A 15,704-nucleotide genomic window follows, 5' to 3' on the forward strand; every position below is an offset into this window, starting at 1 on the left:
ATTGAGAGGAACTTAGTATAGCCTATTATCGAGAATATCCCTTTCTCTTTCCTACGATCGCATTCCTTACCAACAAAACCAACTCGCAACACAAAATTACCAAAAAGTCAAGTCAAATTTATATTTCGTTGTCATTAAGTTTTTAAAAACTTTTTCGCCCTTCAAAACCCTCCCGTGAAACAATAAAAATCAGTGCTAAAACCAATTCATGAACGATACCGATCGCCAAAACCTGAGCCAACTCCTCGATCGCTGCCTAGACCAAAGCGATCGCCTCCTCGTCCAAAAAACTCAAATGGGGAATACCGAGGCCTACCTCAGCACCGTCACCCTGAAATGGTTGAGCGATCGCGTGCAGTTTGCCGCCCAACTCCCCCTATTCCGCCAGAAAATTGACCCCGAAACCTTCGCGATCGTCCCCGACTCAGACACCGCCGAAAACCTGCAACAACGTTCCCTCGACTGGTCGCGCCAGGCACCCCTCACCCAATACCTCGCCACCCGAAAAATTCACAGATTTCCCGCCCTTCTCGCCGTCCTCCACCCCACTTGGACAGACGACCCCAAAGCCCCCCAATGGGACGAAAAAGGACGCGCCCGAGAAACCGCCGCCCTCTTCGACCCTCTCGATCGCAACCATAACCTCGGTCTCCTCACCCTCAACGCAGACATCGATATTTTTGCCCTCGACGGCCAGCACCGACTCATGGGCATTCAGGGCTTAATGGAACTGATCCAAACGGGAAGGCTAGAAAAATATAAAAAGAGTAAGAAAACGACCGGCGTTGCGATCGCGATCGATGACCCCTCCCAAGAACTCGATCGCGCATACCTGCAAACTCTCCCCCAAGAAACCATCGGCATCGAATTCATTCCCGCCGTCATCCAAGGGGAAACCCGAGAAGAGGCACGCCGCCGCATCCGGTCGATCTTCGTTCACGTCAACCTCACCGCCGCCCGCCTCAGTAAAGGTCAACTCGCCCTTCTCAACGAAGATGACGGCTTCTCCCTCGTCGCCCGTCGCACCGCCCTCAAGCACCCCTTATTTAAAAAAGGACGCAAACCCCGCGTCAATTGGGACAGCGCCACCGTCGCCGCCAAATCCACCGTTCTCACCACCCTGCAAGCCTTGCAAGACATGGCACGCGCCTACCTCTCCTATCCCTTCTCCCACTGGCAGCCCCTTGATAAAGGACTCCTGCCTCTGCGTCCCGAGGAAGAAGAACTAAAAGACGGAGAAAAAGAATTTAAAATCCTCTTTGATTATTTCGCAGACCTTCCCAGTTATCGACAACTCACCCGCAAAGAAACCCCCGATCTGCGACGCTTTCATCATGATGTCGGAGGAGGACAAGGAAATATATTATTCCGTCCCGTGGGTCAAATTGCCCTCGTCCAAGCGATCGGCTTTTTAGTTTACAAAAAACGCATCAATTTACACGATATTTTTCTCAAACTCAGTCAATACGATGCCGAAGAAGGTTTTAGCAAAATTGATTTTCCCGCATCGATCTGGTATGGCGTACTCTACGATCCTTTGAAAAAACGAATTCAAGTTTCCGGTAAAGATTTAGCCACGAAATTAATCGTGTATTTGATAGCCGGACAAGAAGATGAATTTGAATTAATTAAATTAAAAACCGCCTTTGCCAAAGCCAGAACCGTCGATGAAGACAAAGCGATCGCCCTCTCCGGCAAATGGGTTCACCCCAAAGAAATTAACTTACCCCAAACATTGTAGGGCAAGAATTCCTCACCCTACCGTTCACTGATAACTGATAAGTAGTTGGACAATACCAAAGTTAACAGTGTAAAGGAGGGAACAGGGAACAGGGAACGGGGAACAGAAGGGGGTATAGCCTATTTACACTTCTTTACACAGAGAACAAAATTTAAGTCCAACTACTTAACTGATAACTGATAACTGAATAACCGTTCACTGTTTCAAGATCGCTTCCTCCGGCGTTTCCTCGGATAAATCTTCAGAACGTTCTGGATTTTGCCCTCGTCCAAAGAGATTCAAGATAAACTGCACGATATTATCAACGTAGGTGAAGATCACCGGAATCACCACCAACGTTAATAACGTCGAAGTGGTAAAACCGCCGATCACCGCGATCGCCATCGGACTTCTGACCTCTCCATCACCGCCAAACTCGAGGGCGATGGGAGTCATCCCCGCCACCGTCGAAAGCGAAGTCATAATAATAGGACGGAAACGAGAAACCCCCGATTCAATTAATGCCTTAAAGCGAGGTTTCCCTTGGTGCATGGCATCCAAAGTGAAATCGACTAACAAGATGGCATTTTTGGTCACCAATCCCATTAAGAGAACGATACCAATTAAAGCAAAGAGACCTAACTCTTTTTGCGTCACCAACAATCCCAAAAATGCACCGCCAAAAGATAACGGTAAAGCAGCCAAAATTGCAAAAGGATAGAGGAAATTGTTGTAAAGCAAGACCAAAATCGCATAGATCGAGAGAACTGCCAAGAATAGCGCCCCTAAGAACCGCGAAAAGACATCTCGCATGATCTCCGCATCGCCGACAGGTTCTTCCGTTACATCGGGAGGAAGCTGCATCGCCGGTAATTCCCGTACTATCCCGATCGCATCCCCTAAAGATAAGCCCTCTAAATTCGCATCGATGGAAACCTGACGGCTGCGATCGAAACGGCTGATTTCCGCCGGTCCGCTTCCCCAACGAATGGTCGCCACCGCAGAGAGAGGGACGAGTTGACCGTTAGAACCCGGTACCCGCAAATTTCGTAAGGTTTCGAGATCCTTGCGCCGATCCGAGTCAATTTGAACCCGGATGGGAATCTGGCGATCGCTTAAATTAAACTTAGCTAAATTGGACTCGGTATCGCCAATCAACGCCAGAGAAGCCGTTTGCGCGATCGCCTCTACAGATACCCCCAAATCTGCCGCGCGATCGGGATTCGGATCGATGACAATTTCCGGTTTCACTAAACTGATACTAGAAGTGACATCGACCAATCCGGGAATCTCCCGCATTTGTCGTTCTAAGGCTTCCGACGTTTGCGCCAAACTTTCAGGATTTTCCCCCTTTAAAAGAATCGATAAATCCTTCGTACTTCCCCCAGCCCCTTGAGACTGAAAAGAGACTCGCGCCCCCGGTATTTTTTGAAAAATTTGTCGCATTTCTTGCTCGAAAACAAAGCGGTGAACCCGTTCTGATTTCGGCACTAAATTGATAAAAGCGGTTCCGGAATCAACATCCGTCGCACTGGCTAAAACATTATCCACTGCGGGATTATCTAACAATAAAGCCGTCGTTTTTTGCAACACTGCCGATGTTTCCTCGAGAGTCGATCCCGGTGGCAACTCCACCGAAACGAGACTCAACCCCATATCGCCACTATTAAATAAACCCGTAGGAATAAAAGGAATTAATTGCAAACTGCCAATAAAGAAAGCCAAAGCAATGAGTAAAGTCGTAATGCGATGGCGCAACGCCCAAGTGAGCATACTGCGATAAATACGACGGCGTTTGGGAGGAGTCGTAGAAATCGTCTGTTGTAATTCCTCTCGATAAGGTTCTAGCGATCGCAGATTGCTTAATTTCCCATTGCCATTGCCATTGCCATTGCCATTTCCATTACCTGTTGCTTTTTTGGGCTTAAGTAAATAAGCACTCAACATTGGAGTCATTGTCGTCGCCACCAAGGTCGAAAACATGGTCGAAACGGTTACCGTGACCCCAAAAGGTTGAAAAAACTGCCCCGGAATGCCCCCCATAAATGCCACGGGAAGGAATACCGCCACAATAGTTGCCGTGGTCGTAATTACCGCCAAACCAATTTCCTTTGCCCCATCCGTCGCGGCTTTAAAGGGCGTTTTCCCCATTCGCAAATGCTGATCGATGTTTTCAATCATGCAAATGGCATCATCGACCAAATTTCCCATTGCCAACGCCAACGCCAGCAGAGTCATGCCATTGAGGGTATAATTCAATACCTGCATGACCAAAAAGGTAGGAATGATAGAGAGAGGCAAGGCTAACCCCGTGATCAGAGTCATGCGCCAATTTTTCAAGAAAATTCCCACCACCATTACAGTCAAAACCGAACCGATGATTAAAGCGCTAAAGGTGGAATTATAGGAAATGCGAATCTCATCCCCTCGCGTAAAATTGAGGTGAAATTGAATATCTTCTGGGATGGTTTTCTCAAATTTGGCGAGTTCCTTAATCACCCCTTTTTCCACTGTAACCAAAGTCGTCCCCGTACTCCGCAAGACGGAAAAAGCAACGACGGGTTGATTGTTTAAAAATGCTGCTTGTCTCGGATCGGAGAAATCATCCACGACTTCCCCTAAATTAGAGAGGGCAGTGGTAGACCCGTCAGGAAGAACGATGGGATAATTGCTTAAATCTTCGACGGTTTTGGCACTGCCGAGGGTGCGAATATTCTGTTCTCCTCCTGCTACTTCCGATCGCCCGCCGGGTAAGTTGATATTAAAGCGGCGAATTTGCGTATTGACTTCTGTTGCAGTAATTCCATAAGCCTGTAAGCGGCGATCGCTCAAATTTACCCGAATTTCGCGATCGACTCCCCCCAACCGTTCGATTTTGGCAACCCCGGGGACGCTCGAGAGGGCGCGATCGACTTGGCGATCTACAAAGTCGCTTAATTCCTCCACACTGCGCCGATCGGAAGAAACCGTATAGGTCATAATCGAGCCGCCAACGAATTCCAAGCGCTCTACCGTCGGTTCGTTGACAGCTTGGGGCAGATCGGAGCGAATTTGAGTAATGGCATTGCGAACGTCGTTGGTGGCGCGATCGCTATCGGTACCGAGGAGAAATTGAATAGTGGTACTGGATCGCCCATCGGTGACAACGGATTGAATTTGGTCGATATCTCCCAACCCCGCTACGGCATCTTCAACCTTTTTCGTGACCTGAGTTTCCATTTCCACCGGTCCCGCCCCCTGTTGGGTGACAGTCACTTGCACGAGAGGAAAATCAATATTGGGTTCGGAGTCGATCCCCAAACCAAAAAAGCAGAATAGCCCCACAATGCTCAAAATGAGGAACATTACGAGGGTAGGAACGGGGTTTTTAATCGACCAAGCGGAAACGTGGAAGGACATTTCTTTTGTTGGTTATAGGTTATAGGTTGACTTGCCGCTCTCTCCCGATCGAGGGAAGATTGGGGGACTTATTCAGTGATGAGAGATTCGCTGGCAATTTCTACGAGATCGCCATCTTTGAGGTAAGGTGAGCCTTTGACGGCAACGCGATCGCCCGGGGTTAAGCCCTCAAGGATTTCGATGCGATCGTCGGGCAATACCGACCCGAGGGTGACGGGTTGGGAAACAACGGTCTCATCACTTTGGATGAGAAAGACAACGGCACTCCCGTCACTTTGAGGCAGGGCGGCTCCGGAGGGGATAGTCACTCCCGACTCGGCGGAGGTAACGATCGCCCCCCGCAGGAACATTCCCGGTTTTAATCCTCCCGTCCTCGGCAAATCGACTTTAACGGTGGCTTGGCGAGATTGTTCGTTGACGAGGGGATCGAGGGTTCGCACTCGTCCGATCAACCGCAAATCGGGATTGGCATCGGAGGTAATGCGGACGGGTTGATTGGATTTGATTTGCCGGATCTGGGTTTCGGGAATGTTGAGGAGGAGTTCTAAACGACCATTTTCGATGATGGTGAAGAGGCGATCGGAAGAGGAGGTAATATCCCCGACTCGGGCATTCCGTTCGGCAACGATGCCACTTCGAGGGGCAACCACGCGAGTATCTTTGAGTTGGGCAGAGATCAACTGTACCTGTCCTCGCGCTTGTGCCAGTTGCGCTTGGGCTTGGGTAATCACTTCGGGACGAGGACCTTTTTGCAATTCTCTCAAGGTCTCTTTGGCATCCTGCAAGCGTGCTTGGGCTTGGGATAAGTTGGCTTCGGCAATCTTTTCTTGATTTAAGATCTCATCGAGGCGATCGCGGGCGATCGCGCCTTCGGTTTCTAAAAATTTATTCCGTTCCACCCGCCGTTTAATTAAATCTAAATCCGATTGTGCCTGTACGACTCCCGCTTCTGCAATTCTCACCCCTTCTCGACCCCGCGCCAATTCTTCTGCCCGACTGCCTGCCCGCAATTCGGCTAAACGCGCTTCAGCTTGGGCGGCACTGGCTCGAGCTTGGGTCAGTTGCGCTCTCAGGACGGTACTATCGAGGATGGCAAGGGTTTGCCCGGCTTTAACGGCTGCTCCTTCCTCCACCAAAACCTGCATGATTTGCCGTCCGGTGGCTTGAGATAATACGGGAATGAGTTCAAACGCATTAACCGTCCCGGTTGCCTCTAGGGTGCGATTAACGGGGGTTAGTTCGGCATCGGCGGCGGTGATACTCTGGGCTTTACCTCGCGATCGCTTTGCTGGGGCTTCTGTTGAGTTCGATGCAGTTTGCGGCTCTGAAACCGAGGGGGAAATGAATTGCCCGACAAGAATGGCGATCGCCAGACCGATCCCGATGCCGATGAAAACGGGAAGTTTGCCGATGAGCCATTGCACGGGAGAGGATGTAGATTTAAACATGGAGGGGGTAGGGAAACGGAAATTTAAAAAGAATCTTAATGTTTTTTTACTTTTGTTAATCTTAACGAGTTAAGGGAACGACTGGGGATGTTATTTCAGTTTAAAGATTGACCGACCAGTCGGTCAAGGGGTAAATCTAGAAATGTGGCGATCGCGTTTTTCTATACTTGAGTTAAGTTATTGGGCAATTTGGAACTTGGTATATAAGTGATGTAATCGATCTCAGATAGATAAGATATACAGATAAGAAAAAGAAATTGGTTATTGTCTGCTGACTCGTCGTAAAATTTGCCCAACTTGACCATAGCGATCGCCGATTAATCCTTCTAATTCGTGTTCGATATCTTCCAACCAACCCAGTTTACTCGACCATTTCCCATTGGGTAATTGTTTGGCTGCGTGGGTGGGAATGCCGCGAGCGTCAACATAAAGTGCAATTTTTTCGTAACCTGACTCGAAAAATTCGCTCTCGCATGGTACATAACCTAATATTTGATAGGCTTGAATGTAAGCAGATAATGTTTCTTCTCTCGGTACGCCTTCTACCCAATAAAACTCATCACCCGGTGTCGGTTGCCACCATCTTTCGCGATCGCCTGCAACCCAAGCAAAACAGTTATATTCTTGGGATTTTGGACTGGTAACAGTATATTGCGTCCGTGCTAAATTCGGATAACGTAACTCTAAATGGATGGCTTATTCCATTGAACACTCAAGCAATATAACCTTTTTGTCTTCCCCAATTTAACCATGCTTCTGCCATTTGTTTAACTTTTCCACGTTGTTCTGGTAAAACGGGATTTTCTTGGGTAATCTGACGCAAAGCAGACAACCAATAAAGTGGGTTTTGTTGTAAATCTTCCAATAATAGAGGAATTACTTTCTCTCCCATCTCGATAATTTCTTGATAAAGAGGATGCTTTGCCATCTCAACAGTTGAGGACAATCCTTCAACTTCTTGAATCCATCGAGAAGCAAGATCGGTGAATTTCTGGCGAGTTTCTTCAGTAGGTTGCGCGATCTCTGTAGCATCCAAGATGGCCTTGACAAAATTATCTAATGCCTCAACGCAGTACATTAAGTCTTTTTCTTGTCTTGTAATTTTAACGACAAAATAAAAGAAAAACGCTAAAACTCGATCGAATAAATTGATATTATCGCGATCGGATTCAATTAAGTCATAGGCAGTATTTCGCAATTTTTGGCGATCGCCCTCAGAAAAATCAAACCAGTTTTCTTGAATTTTCTGTGTTGCTTTATTAATATTGCGTCCAAGAATCCGGAACTTGGACGGATAAGCAACTCGGTGATTAATATTGTCGAGTTGCTCAAAGTTAAGTTGATAGTGTTCTAAGATTGCTACTGCTGTAGACATAATTGATTTCTCCGAAAACAACAAGTGAGCAATTCAAACCATTTATCACAAAAATGTGAGACTGAGGGAAGGTGTTGTCTAAAAATCCACCTCAATTGATAATTTTTATTTATCAATTACAAAGAATTGCTTGTATTTGATATATTATTAATGTAATTATAGTCTAGTTTTACCCGATTTTTGTCAAGACAACCTTATTTTTATTATTTAAATGATAATTAAAAACATATGTCCTTAAGTTGAAACTTTATTCTATTTAATATGAGAGAAAATACTGTGACAACAGTAAAACCCTTTTCTCCAAAAACTTTCAAAGAAATGCGATCGCATCACCAAAAATAAAAGGTGATGGGGAATCTTACTAATTGCCCATCACCAATAACTCATGACCTAAACAAATTAGCGCTTGGCTAATTTCTTCATTTTCAACTTCCGCAAGCGGATAGAATCGGGGGTAACTTCCACTAACTCATCCGAGGCAATATATTCTAATGCCCTTTCCAAACTCATATCGACAGGAGATTGTAATTGTACCAATTCATCCCCTGTTGCCGCACGATGGTTGGTTAACTGTTTGGTTTTGCAGACATTCAAATCTAAATTTTGGGGTCGGTTGTGTTCTCCCACAATCATTCCCTTGTAGACTTTCGTACCGGGAGTGATGAAGAAAACGCCGCGATCTTCTGCATTTTTCATCGCATAGAATGTTGCAACTCCTTCCTCAAACGCCACAATAACCCCGTTGTAACGGGTTTCCAATTCCCCGATCATGGGACGATATTCGAGGAAACTGTGGTTCATTATCCCTTCACCGCGACTGATGCGAAGGAATTCACCGCGAAACCCAATTAAACCGCGAGCCGGGATGATAAATTCGAGTTGGGTGCGTCCGTTGGCTCCCACCTGCATATCTTGCATTTCTCCTTTGCGCTGTCCCAAACGTTCGATACTGGTTCCAACAGCAGCTTCAGGGACATCTAAAACCAAGTATTCAAACGGTTCGCAGGGTTGTCCGTTGACTTCCCGGTAAATGACCTGTGGCTGCGAAACTTGGAACTCGTATCCTTCCCGACGCATGGTTTCAATGAGAATGCCTAAATGAAGTTCTCCACGTCCGGAAACGAGGAATTTCTCTGGGGTATCCGTATCATTGACTCGCAAAGCGACATTGGTTTCTAACTCGCGATAAAGGCGATCGCGCAGTTGCCGCGAGGTCACAAAACTCCCTTCCAACCCTGCAAAAGGCGAGTCATTAATCGAGAAAGTCATTTGTAAGGTTGGCTCGTCCACCTTAATTAACGGTAGCGCTTTCGGTTCGTCGGGACAAGTAATCGTTTCGCCGATATTCGCATCGGCAAACCCGGATACCGCGACGATATTCCCGGCGCTGGCTTCTTTGAGTTCCACTCGTGCCAACCCTTCAAAGCCCATTAATTTAGCAACTTTTGCTTTCACGATCGAGCCATCATCTTTGGTGAGAGCCGCTTGTTGTCCGGCATGGATCGTACCGTTGTGAATGCGACCAATCACGATACGTCCCAAATATTCCGAATAATCGAGGGTCGTGACTTGCAATTGCAGGGGTTTTTCCGGATCTCCGGCTGGGGGGGGGACGTGCTGTAAAATCGCCTCAAAGAGGGGCTGCATATCTTCGCCTTCGTCTTCTACGGATTCTTTGGCAAATCCTTGTATGCCAGAAGCATACAGAGTGGTAAAGTCGCATTGGTCGTCATCTGCGCCCAACTCGACAAAGAGATCGAAGACTTTATCGATCGCCACATCGGGATCGACATTCTCGCGATCGATTTTATTGACGACAACAATAGGACGTAAGCCTTTTTCTAATGCCTTTTTCAACACAAAGCGAGTTTGCGGCATGGGTCCCTCATTGGCATCAACAATGAGAATGCAACCATCCACCATTCCTAACACTCGTTCGACCTCTCCGCCAAAATCTGCGTGACCGGGAGTATCGACAATATTGATCAGGGTTTCTTGGTAGCGAACAGCAGTATTTTTTGAGAGAATGGTAATTCCTCGTTCTCGTTCTAAAGTATTAGAATCCATCACGCAGTCCGGAATCTCTTCCCCTTCGCGAAAGATTCCAGACTGTTTGAGCAGGGCATCGACAAGGGTTGTTTTACCGTGATCGACGTGGGCGATAATGGCGACGTTGCGAATGGGAAGAGACATGATGGTGCTTTTTTGTCCGGTTGTAAGGAAGATTTAAGATTTGCTCTACTATTAATTTATATTATAAATCGTTTTGTAACAAAAGTTCATAGATCGTTATTGGTTATTGGTGATTGGTGATTGGTTGTGCGGAATTCCCGATTCCCAATTCCCTTTCAAAAAATTTTCTTGGAACAGCAATCTCAAATTTAGACTCTAAAATAGGACAGAAAGAGATCGTTAATCAACCGATGAGTAGAAAAAGTCAGCGTCTTATCCTAGCCAGATGTTTGAGTGCGATCGCAGCCCTTGGCTTCAATGCGATCGGTATTTTCATTCCCCTCTTGCCCATTTCTCCCGCAAGAGCGCAAATTTTTGATGAAGATACCAGTATTAGCGTTTATGAAAAAGCTAGCCCGGCGGTGGTCTCCCTCGAAGGAGGAGACGCGACAGGAAGTGGCAGTATCGTGCGATCGGATGGCTTGATCCTGACTAATGCCCATGTGGTGGAAGGGATGTCCGAGGTTAAAGTAATTTTATCTGACGGACGAGAATTTCAAGGGGATGTGGTTGGGTTTGCTGAAGGTGGGTTAGATTTAGCCGTGGTGCAAATTCGCGGGGCTTCTAATTTACCGACCATTTCTTTTGCCCCACCAGGAGCGATACGGGTAGGGCAACAGGCGTTTGCGATCGGCAGTCCTTTTGGCTTTCAAGGCACCTATACGACGGGAATTGTTAGCCGCATCGATCGCGAGAAAGGATTGATTCAAACCGATGCGGCGATTAACCCCGGGAATTCTGGCGGTCCCTTGTTGAACTCCCAAGGCGATTTAATCGGCGTGAATACTGCTATTTACAGTCGCGGTAATGCCGGTAATATCGGCATTGGTTTTGCTATTCCCGTAGAAAGAGTGCAGCCCTTTTTAACCGCCGTCCGGGAAGGTCGCGCCCCCCGTACCGCCCGCAATCCTAACCCCGCCCGCGATCGCTCCCTCACAACCCAAAATCTAGCTCTCAATGGTGAAGTCATACGAGGAAGTTTAGATCGCGGTGATAATATGCTCTCCGCCGATCGCAGTTTCTTTGATGCTTATATCTTCGACGCTCGAGCGGGAATGCAGGTAGAAATTCAAATGAGCAGTCGCGACATCGATCCCTTTCTCATTTTAGTTGCGCCTGATGGTTCTCCTGTTGCTCAAGACGATGATAGTGGGGGAGGACGCAATGCTCGCATTCAAGCCACCTTACCCTCAGACGGCAAATATTTTTTAGTGGCCAATTCCTACGAGCGCGGTGAAATGGGAAACTATAATTTGCAAGCACGGGTTTTAGAGCGGTCTAATGCAGCCCGTCGCGCCGGATTTGTTCTCCAACATCAAGGAATTCTCGGTCCTAATGCACGGCGCTTACAAGATGGCAGTTTATATGAAGAACATCGATTTTCGGGAACTGCCGGACAATCGGTGAGTTTAAACTTAGAAAGTCCGGATTTTGACACTTATTTAATTTTGCTCGATTCTAATGGTGAAAAAGTCTCAGAAAATGATGATTCTGTCGAGGGCAATACCAATTCTCAAATTGATGTGACCTTACCTCGCAATGGGACTTATCGTGTTATTGTCAATTCTTATACAGAAGAAGGACGAGGGCGCTACCGCCTCACAATTCGAGGGCAATAACTTATTGACGATCGCACTCCCTGCTTTTGTTATTGTTCTGGGAATGCGATCGCTTTTTAGAAGGTCGCAGATGGTTGTCTCGTCGGGAGCAGGTAAGACTGAGAATAAAGACGAGCTAGGATAGGAAGAAAAACGGATGTTTGTTTCACGATTGAAAACGGTCTTTAAACCTCATCTCGGGCGAATTCTTTTCACGATTTTATTTTGTGCAGTAACAGTCGTCGCGATCGCCTTCCCTCGACTCCCTGCAACAGCACAACAAGTGAGCCGAGCCACAATTATTGAAATTCTCGACAGCGATCGCGTTTTTATTCAGAATCAAAAAGCCAGTGTGGGCAGTATAGCCCAACGAGGACAGCGAATTAGCACCGAAGCCGCCCGGGCGGGATTACGCTTTGAGAATAATGCGATCGTGCGTCTCGGACGCAATTCGTCGTTTTTGGTAGGAAGTCGATGCGTACAACTCCAACGGGGTCGCATTGTCGTTTCCGGCTCAATGCAAGGATGCCTCGGTTCTATTGTTGCAGCGACTCGAGGCACGATTTACCGCTTAGAGGTGGGTGAGGTTGCTGGCGGACAAATTGTCGTCATTGACGGTAGAATCGCCGTTTCCAATCTCGTCGATCCCGAGAGTCTCCCCATTGAAGTGGCCAAAGGAGAGGTTTTAACCGTGAGTTTGACAGGGAGATGGGGACCCGTCGAACAACTTCCCCCAGAGGAATTCCAGCAAATTTTAGACAGTCTGTTATTCCAAGATTTTCAAGTTCCCCTCTCTGATACTGAGAGTCCTATTTCAGAACAACCTCGTCCCGAGTTAGAGCGTCTTTGTCGTTCTTTGGTTGAAGTTTATAAAGCCAATCTGCAAGCGGCTTTAATTCAAACTTGGGATGTTCCCAGACCTCCCCATACGGGAATTTGGACGGTTCGGCTCACTTATAACTTACACCGAGACGGAAGCGTGAGTGAGGTCAAGGTTGTTCAATCGAGCGGTTTTGCACCCCTCGATCGCTCGGCGATCGACCATCTCCAGAACATCAAAACCGTATTTCGACCTTTTCCCAGTTGCTATCAAGCCGATATCATAGAAATTGCCCACCGTTTTGAACTCACCTATCAATAATTCTGGCAGAGAAATCGTCATTTTAATACCCAAAATCGTTAAAATTATGGTAATAAAAAACTATTTTTTGTTGCTATAATTCTCTGTTTTGCACTGAGCCGTAGGAGTGTTAAGCTAATTCGACAGAGCCGCATTTTCAATTGAGGAGTTAGATTGTGTTCAAAAATACTTTTACAGTGTTGTTCGGCGGTATTGCTGGGACATTACTGACAATATCCCCAGCTTTTGCCACCGATATGCTAGTGTCCTTAAAAACATCCTTGGGGACTTATCTGACTGCGGAAGGCGGCGGCGGCGGGGAGATCAGAGCCAACCGTCCTACAGTCGGACCTTGGGAAACATTTATGCTCTTCGATCTCAGTGCAGGAGACTTGAATAGTGGCGACACTATCTGTTTAAGAACTCAAAATGAAAGCAATTATCTTCGCGTCCATCGCGATACATTGAGTGCAACAGGAGATGCTTGTTCTCCTGAAGCAATGTTTATTATTGTTAAAGTCGGCACGGGATCTTCCAAAACCAAGATTGAGGCTTGCGATTCTATTGCTCTGAGGGGATTTAACGCACAATACGCCAGTGCAGAAGGGGGAGGCGGTTCAGAAGTTAACGTCGATCGCTATCATCCTCCCGGTGCTTGGGAAACTTTTATTTTTGGCGGTCAACCCAACCAGCCGGGGAATGCAATTGATTGTAAATAAACTTGGCGATCGCGGTAATTTTTCCGAAAAGTTTGTTATTGCGATCGCACTTTGATTGGGCTTACCATTCTAATTCAGAGGGAGATAATTTTTCCTCGTTTTTTCGAATGTCAATAATTTCGCCACTGCGTAAGGTAATCACCCGATCGCTCATGGCAGCAATGCCCGCATTATGAGTAATAATAGCTGTGGTTGTTCCCATTTCTTGATTGACTCGTTCAAGGGTTTCTAAAACTCGCTTTCCCGTTTGATAATCTAAGGCTCCCGTGGGTTCGTCACAGAGCAAAACTTGAGGGCATTTTGCGATCGCTCGGGCGATCGCTACTCTTTGCTGTTCTCCCCCGGAAAGTTGAGCGGGAAAGTGATCCAAACGATGTTCTAATCCCACCATTTCTAAGGCGGTTTCCGGGGTCATGGGATGAGAAGCAATTTCCGTTACCAAAGCCACATTTTCTCGGGCGGTGAGGCTGGGAATGAGGTTATAAAATTGAAATACAAACCCCACGCATTCCCGACGATAGCGGGTTAATGCGGTTTCATTGGCACGAGTGAGATTGCGATCGCCAAACCACACTTCTCCCCCATCGGGAACGTCCAAGCCCCCTAAAATATTGAGTAGGGTAGATTTGCCGCTACCGGAAGCACCAAGTAAAACCACCAATTCTCCTGCATTTAATTGTAAATTGATGGATTTTAGTGCCTGTACGGTGACTTCCCCCATGAGATAGGTTTTACTGACCTCGATTATCTGAAAGAGGCTGGTAATTTGAGGGGATTGCGCTGCGAGAATGCTCATAACAAAAGCTGTTGAGAGTTCTTCTTTTATTGTGACTGAAATTTTGCGATCGCAGCCCCATTCTTTATGATTCTATTCAAACCTTCTTCGCCACAATAAACACGGCCTTATTTTTATCGGGTTGCCATTGATAGTCAACCTCAAAACCCGCATCGGTTAAACTCTCGACCAATTCTTTTGTCGTAAAGACCTTGATTAATGGCAACAAACCCAAGAAATTACCAATTGTTGCGACAAGCTCAAACCATTTCATGAAATCTCCAAGGCAAGGTGTACTGGTGACAAAGATGCCACCCGGTTTGAGCATTTTATAAACTTTGGCGATCGCTGCTTCTTTGTTTTCCAGTAAGTGCAAGATACTCAATCCCAATACGACATCTAAGGAGCGATCGCGAATGTCGATCGCTTCAATCGTCGATTGTTCGAAAGTGATGTTGTCAATCTTTTCAGCATCGGCTTTGCCTCGGGCGATCGCAATCATTTTTGACGAGATATCAATTGCCCGAATGTGTTTTACATAAGGCGCATGAATAATGGCGGTCGATCCCGTCCCACACCCAAACTCCAATACTTCCATATCCGGTCGAAAGTATTCCCGCGTGACCTGCAATTTTTTCTGATAAGCGGCTTCATCAGCAATCGGTTGTTTTGAGTAGCGTTCTGCAATTTTGTCCCAAAATTTAGCTGAGCGATCCATTAGCTGCCTCCACTGCTATTTCACTACAGATTATACAATTGGCGGCAAATTAGCGATCGCCAGAGTCATCAAAATATCAAGAAGCAGCAATCCCTGAAGCGTCAACTACTCCTAGATCCGTGCAGTTCGCGCTATTTTAGGGGAATCTTCGCCCGTTTCGCAGTGAGAGGATGTCAGTGCGTCAGTTCATACCAAGCCGCACGACTTGCCTTCCGCAAACGCTTGCCAACTTCTCCCACTCCAGCTTGTAATTCTCTCCATTTTTTCTGAAGTTTATTTTGCCAAGGCTGAGGAGAAACTTCAACAACTTCTGCATCAATAATATGGGCAGATTTAGGATTAAATCTCACTACATTTTTTGAGGGAGTATGGTTGAGGAGATATCCATTGGTGCGTTCAATCTGCCAATCCCAAAACAATTCCTCAAGGGGATCGAATACCGATGAAAATGAGACAAATTCGACGGGGCGAGTATAAGTATAGTGAGAGACTTTGCCATTATCATCAACCCAAACATTTTCGATGGTACCGCGATCGCTGCTAGTGATATGACGGCGAATTACTGTTCTCATGATGACCTCCCAATTCTCCGATTCTTTG

General features: G+C 46.7%; 12 protein-coding genes. 4 read left to right on the plus strand and 8 right to left on the minus strand.

What is annotated here, in order from left to right; all coding sequences use genetic code 11:
• Window positions 1-208 precede the first annotated feature (208 nt).
• Window positions 209-1,741 carry a DGQHR domain-containing protein gene (locus AC6RV6_RS11350; RefSeq protein ID WP_500240950.1) on the plus strand — a complete coding sequence of 511 codons (1,533 nt, stop codon included), beginning with the start codon at window positions 209-211 and terminating at the stop codon, window positions 1,739-1,741.
• Between the two features lie 195 nt (window positions 1,742-1,936).
• On the opposite strand, the gene AC6RV6_RS11355 is transcribed toward AC6RV6_RS11350, so the two are convergent.
• The 5 genes from AC6RV6_RS11355 to typA all read right to left on the minus strand — a co-directional run bounded on the left by AC6RV6_RS11355 (window position 1,937) and on the right by typA (window position 10,135).
• The gene (locus AC6RV6_RS11355) at window positions 1,937-5,119 is read right to left on the minus strand and encodes an efflux RND transporter permease subunit (RefSeq protein ID WP_500240951.1); all 3,183 of its coding nucleotides are present in this window, start codon (window positions 5,117-5,119) and stop codon (window positions 1,937-1,939) included.
• Between the two features lie 68 nt (window positions 5,120-5,187).
• On the minus strand, window positions 5,188-6,567 hold the full coding sequence (locus AC6RV6_RS11360) for an efflux RND transporter periplasmic adaptor subunit (protein WP_500240952.1): 1,380 nt from the start codon (window positions 6,565-6,567) through the stop codon (window positions 5,188-5,190).
• A gap of 261 nt (window positions 6,568-6,828) precedes the next feature.
• On the minus strand, window positions 6,829-7,260 hold the full coding sequence (locus AC6RV6_RS11365) for a DUF7689 domain-containing protein (RefSeq protein WP_500241032.1): 432 nt from the start codon (window positions 7,258-7,260) through the stop codon (window positions 6,829-6,831).
• A gap of 19 nt (window positions 7,261-7,279) precedes the next feature.
• Entirely contained in the window at window positions 7,280-7,942 is a 663-nt protein-coding gene (locus tag AC6RV6_RS11370; protein WP_500240953.1) for a hypothetical protein, read from the minus strand.
• Between the two features lie 399 nt (window positions 7,943-8,341).
• On the minus strand, window positions 8,342-10,135 hold the full coding sequence (gene typA / locus AC6RV6_RS11375; protein WP_500240954.1) for a translational GTPase TypA: 1,794 nt from the start codon (window positions 10,133-10,135) through the stop codon (window positions 8,342-8,344).
• Between the two features lie 230 nt (window positions 10,136-10,365).
• Here typA and AC6RV6_RS11380 point away from each other — a divergent pair, with 230 nt between their 5' ends.
• The 3 genes from AC6RV6_RS11380 to AC6RV6_RS11390 all read left to right on the plus strand — a co-directional run bounded on the left by AC6RV6_RS11380 (window position 10,366) and on the right by AC6RV6_RS11390 (window position 13,611).
• The gene (locus AC6RV6_RS11380) at window positions 10,366-11,793 is read left to right on the plus strand and encodes a trypsin-like peptidase domain-containing protein (RefSeq protein ID WP_500240955.1); all 1,428 of its coding nucleotides are present in this window, start codon (window positions 10,366-10,368) and stop codon (window positions 11,791-11,793) included.
• 136 nt (window positions 11,794-11,929) lie between these two features.
• Window positions 11,930-12,913: a TonB family protein gene (locus AC6RV6_RS11385; protein ID WP_500240956.1), complete on the plus strand. Its 984-nt coding sequence runs from the start codon at window positions 11,930-11,932 to the stop codon at window positions 12,911-12,913.
• Window positions 12,914-13,068: 155 nt separating this feature from the next.
• Window positions 13,069-13,611: a fascin domain-containing protein gene (locus AC6RV6_RS11390; protein ID WP_500240957.1), complete on the plus strand. Its 543-nt coding sequence runs from the start codon at window positions 13,069-13,071 to the stop codon at window positions 13,609-13,611.
• A 61-nt stretch (window positions 13,612-13,672) separates the two neighbouring features.
• Here AC6RV6_RS11390 and AC6RV6_RS11395 read toward each other — a convergent pair whose 3' ends face one another.
• The 3 genes from AC6RV6_RS11395 to AC6RV6_RS11405 all read right to left on the minus strand — a co-directional run bounded on the left by AC6RV6_RS11395 (window position 13,673) and on the right by AC6RV6_RS11405 (window position 15,676).
• Window positions 13,673-14,407, minus strand: coding sequence for an ABC transporter ATP-binding protein (locus AC6RV6_RS11395; protein WP_500240958.1), 735 nt, complete (start codon window positions 14,405-14,407; stop codon window positions 13,673-13,675).
• 76 nt (window positions 14,408-14,483) lie between these two features.
• Window positions 14,484-15,104: a class I SAM-dependent methyltransferase gene (locus AC6RV6_RS11400; protein ID WP_500240959.1), complete on the minus strand. Its 621-nt coding sequence runs from the start codon at window positions 15,102-15,104 to the stop codon at window positions 14,484-14,486.
• 173 nt (window positions 15,105-15,277) lie between these two features.
• Window positions 15,278-15,676, minus strand: coding sequence for a hypothetical protein (locus AC6RV6_RS11405; protein ID WP_500240960.1), 399 nt, complete (start codon window positions 15,674-15,676; stop codon window positions 15,278-15,280).
• Window positions 15,677-15,704 lie beyond the last annotated feature (28 nt).

The sequence above is a fragment of the Spirulina sp. LEGE 11439 genome (assembly GCF_059821285.1).

Coding starts and splice junctions, on each gene's coding strand:
- AC6RV6_RS11380 (WP_500240955.1), top strand. CDS start 10,366: ATGAGTAGAAAAAGTCAGCGTCTTATCCTAGCCAGATGTTTGAGTGCG.
- AC6RV6_RS11405 (WP_500240960.1), bottom strand. CDS start 15,676: ATGAGAACAGTAATTCGCCGTCATATCACTAGCAGCGATCGCGGTACC.
- typA (WP_500240954.1), bottom strand. CDS start 10,135: ATGTCTCTTCCCATTCGCAACGTCGCCATTATCGCCCACGTCGATCAC.
- AC6RV6_RS11360 (WP_500240952.1), bottom strand. CDS start 6,567: ATGTTTAAATCTACATCCTCTCCCGTGCAATGGCTCATCGGCAAACTT.
- AC6RV6_RS11350 (WP_500240950.1), top strand. CDS start 209: ATGAACGATACCGATCGCCAAAACCTGAGCCAACTCCTCGATCGCTGC.
- AC6RV6_RS11395 (WP_500240958.1), bottom strand. CDS start 14,407: ATGAGCATTCTCGCAGCGCAATCCCCTCAAATTACCAGCCTCTTTCAG.
- AC6RV6_RS11400 (WP_500240959.1), bottom strand. CDS start 15,104: ATGGATCGCTCAGCTAAATTTTGGGACAAAATTGCAGAACGCTACTCA.
- AC6RV6_RS11355 (WP_500240951.1), bottom strand. CDS start 5,119: ATGTCCTTCCACGTTTCCGCTTGGTCGATTAAAAACCCCGTTCCTACC.
- AC6RV6_RS11370 (WP_500240953.1), bottom strand. CDS start 7,942: ATGTCTACAGCAGTAGCAATCTTAGAACACTATCAACTTAACTTTGAG.
- AC6RV6_RS11385 (WP_500240956.1), top strand. CDS start 11,930: ATGTTTGTTTCACGATTGAAAACGGTCTTTAAACCTCATCTCGGGCGA.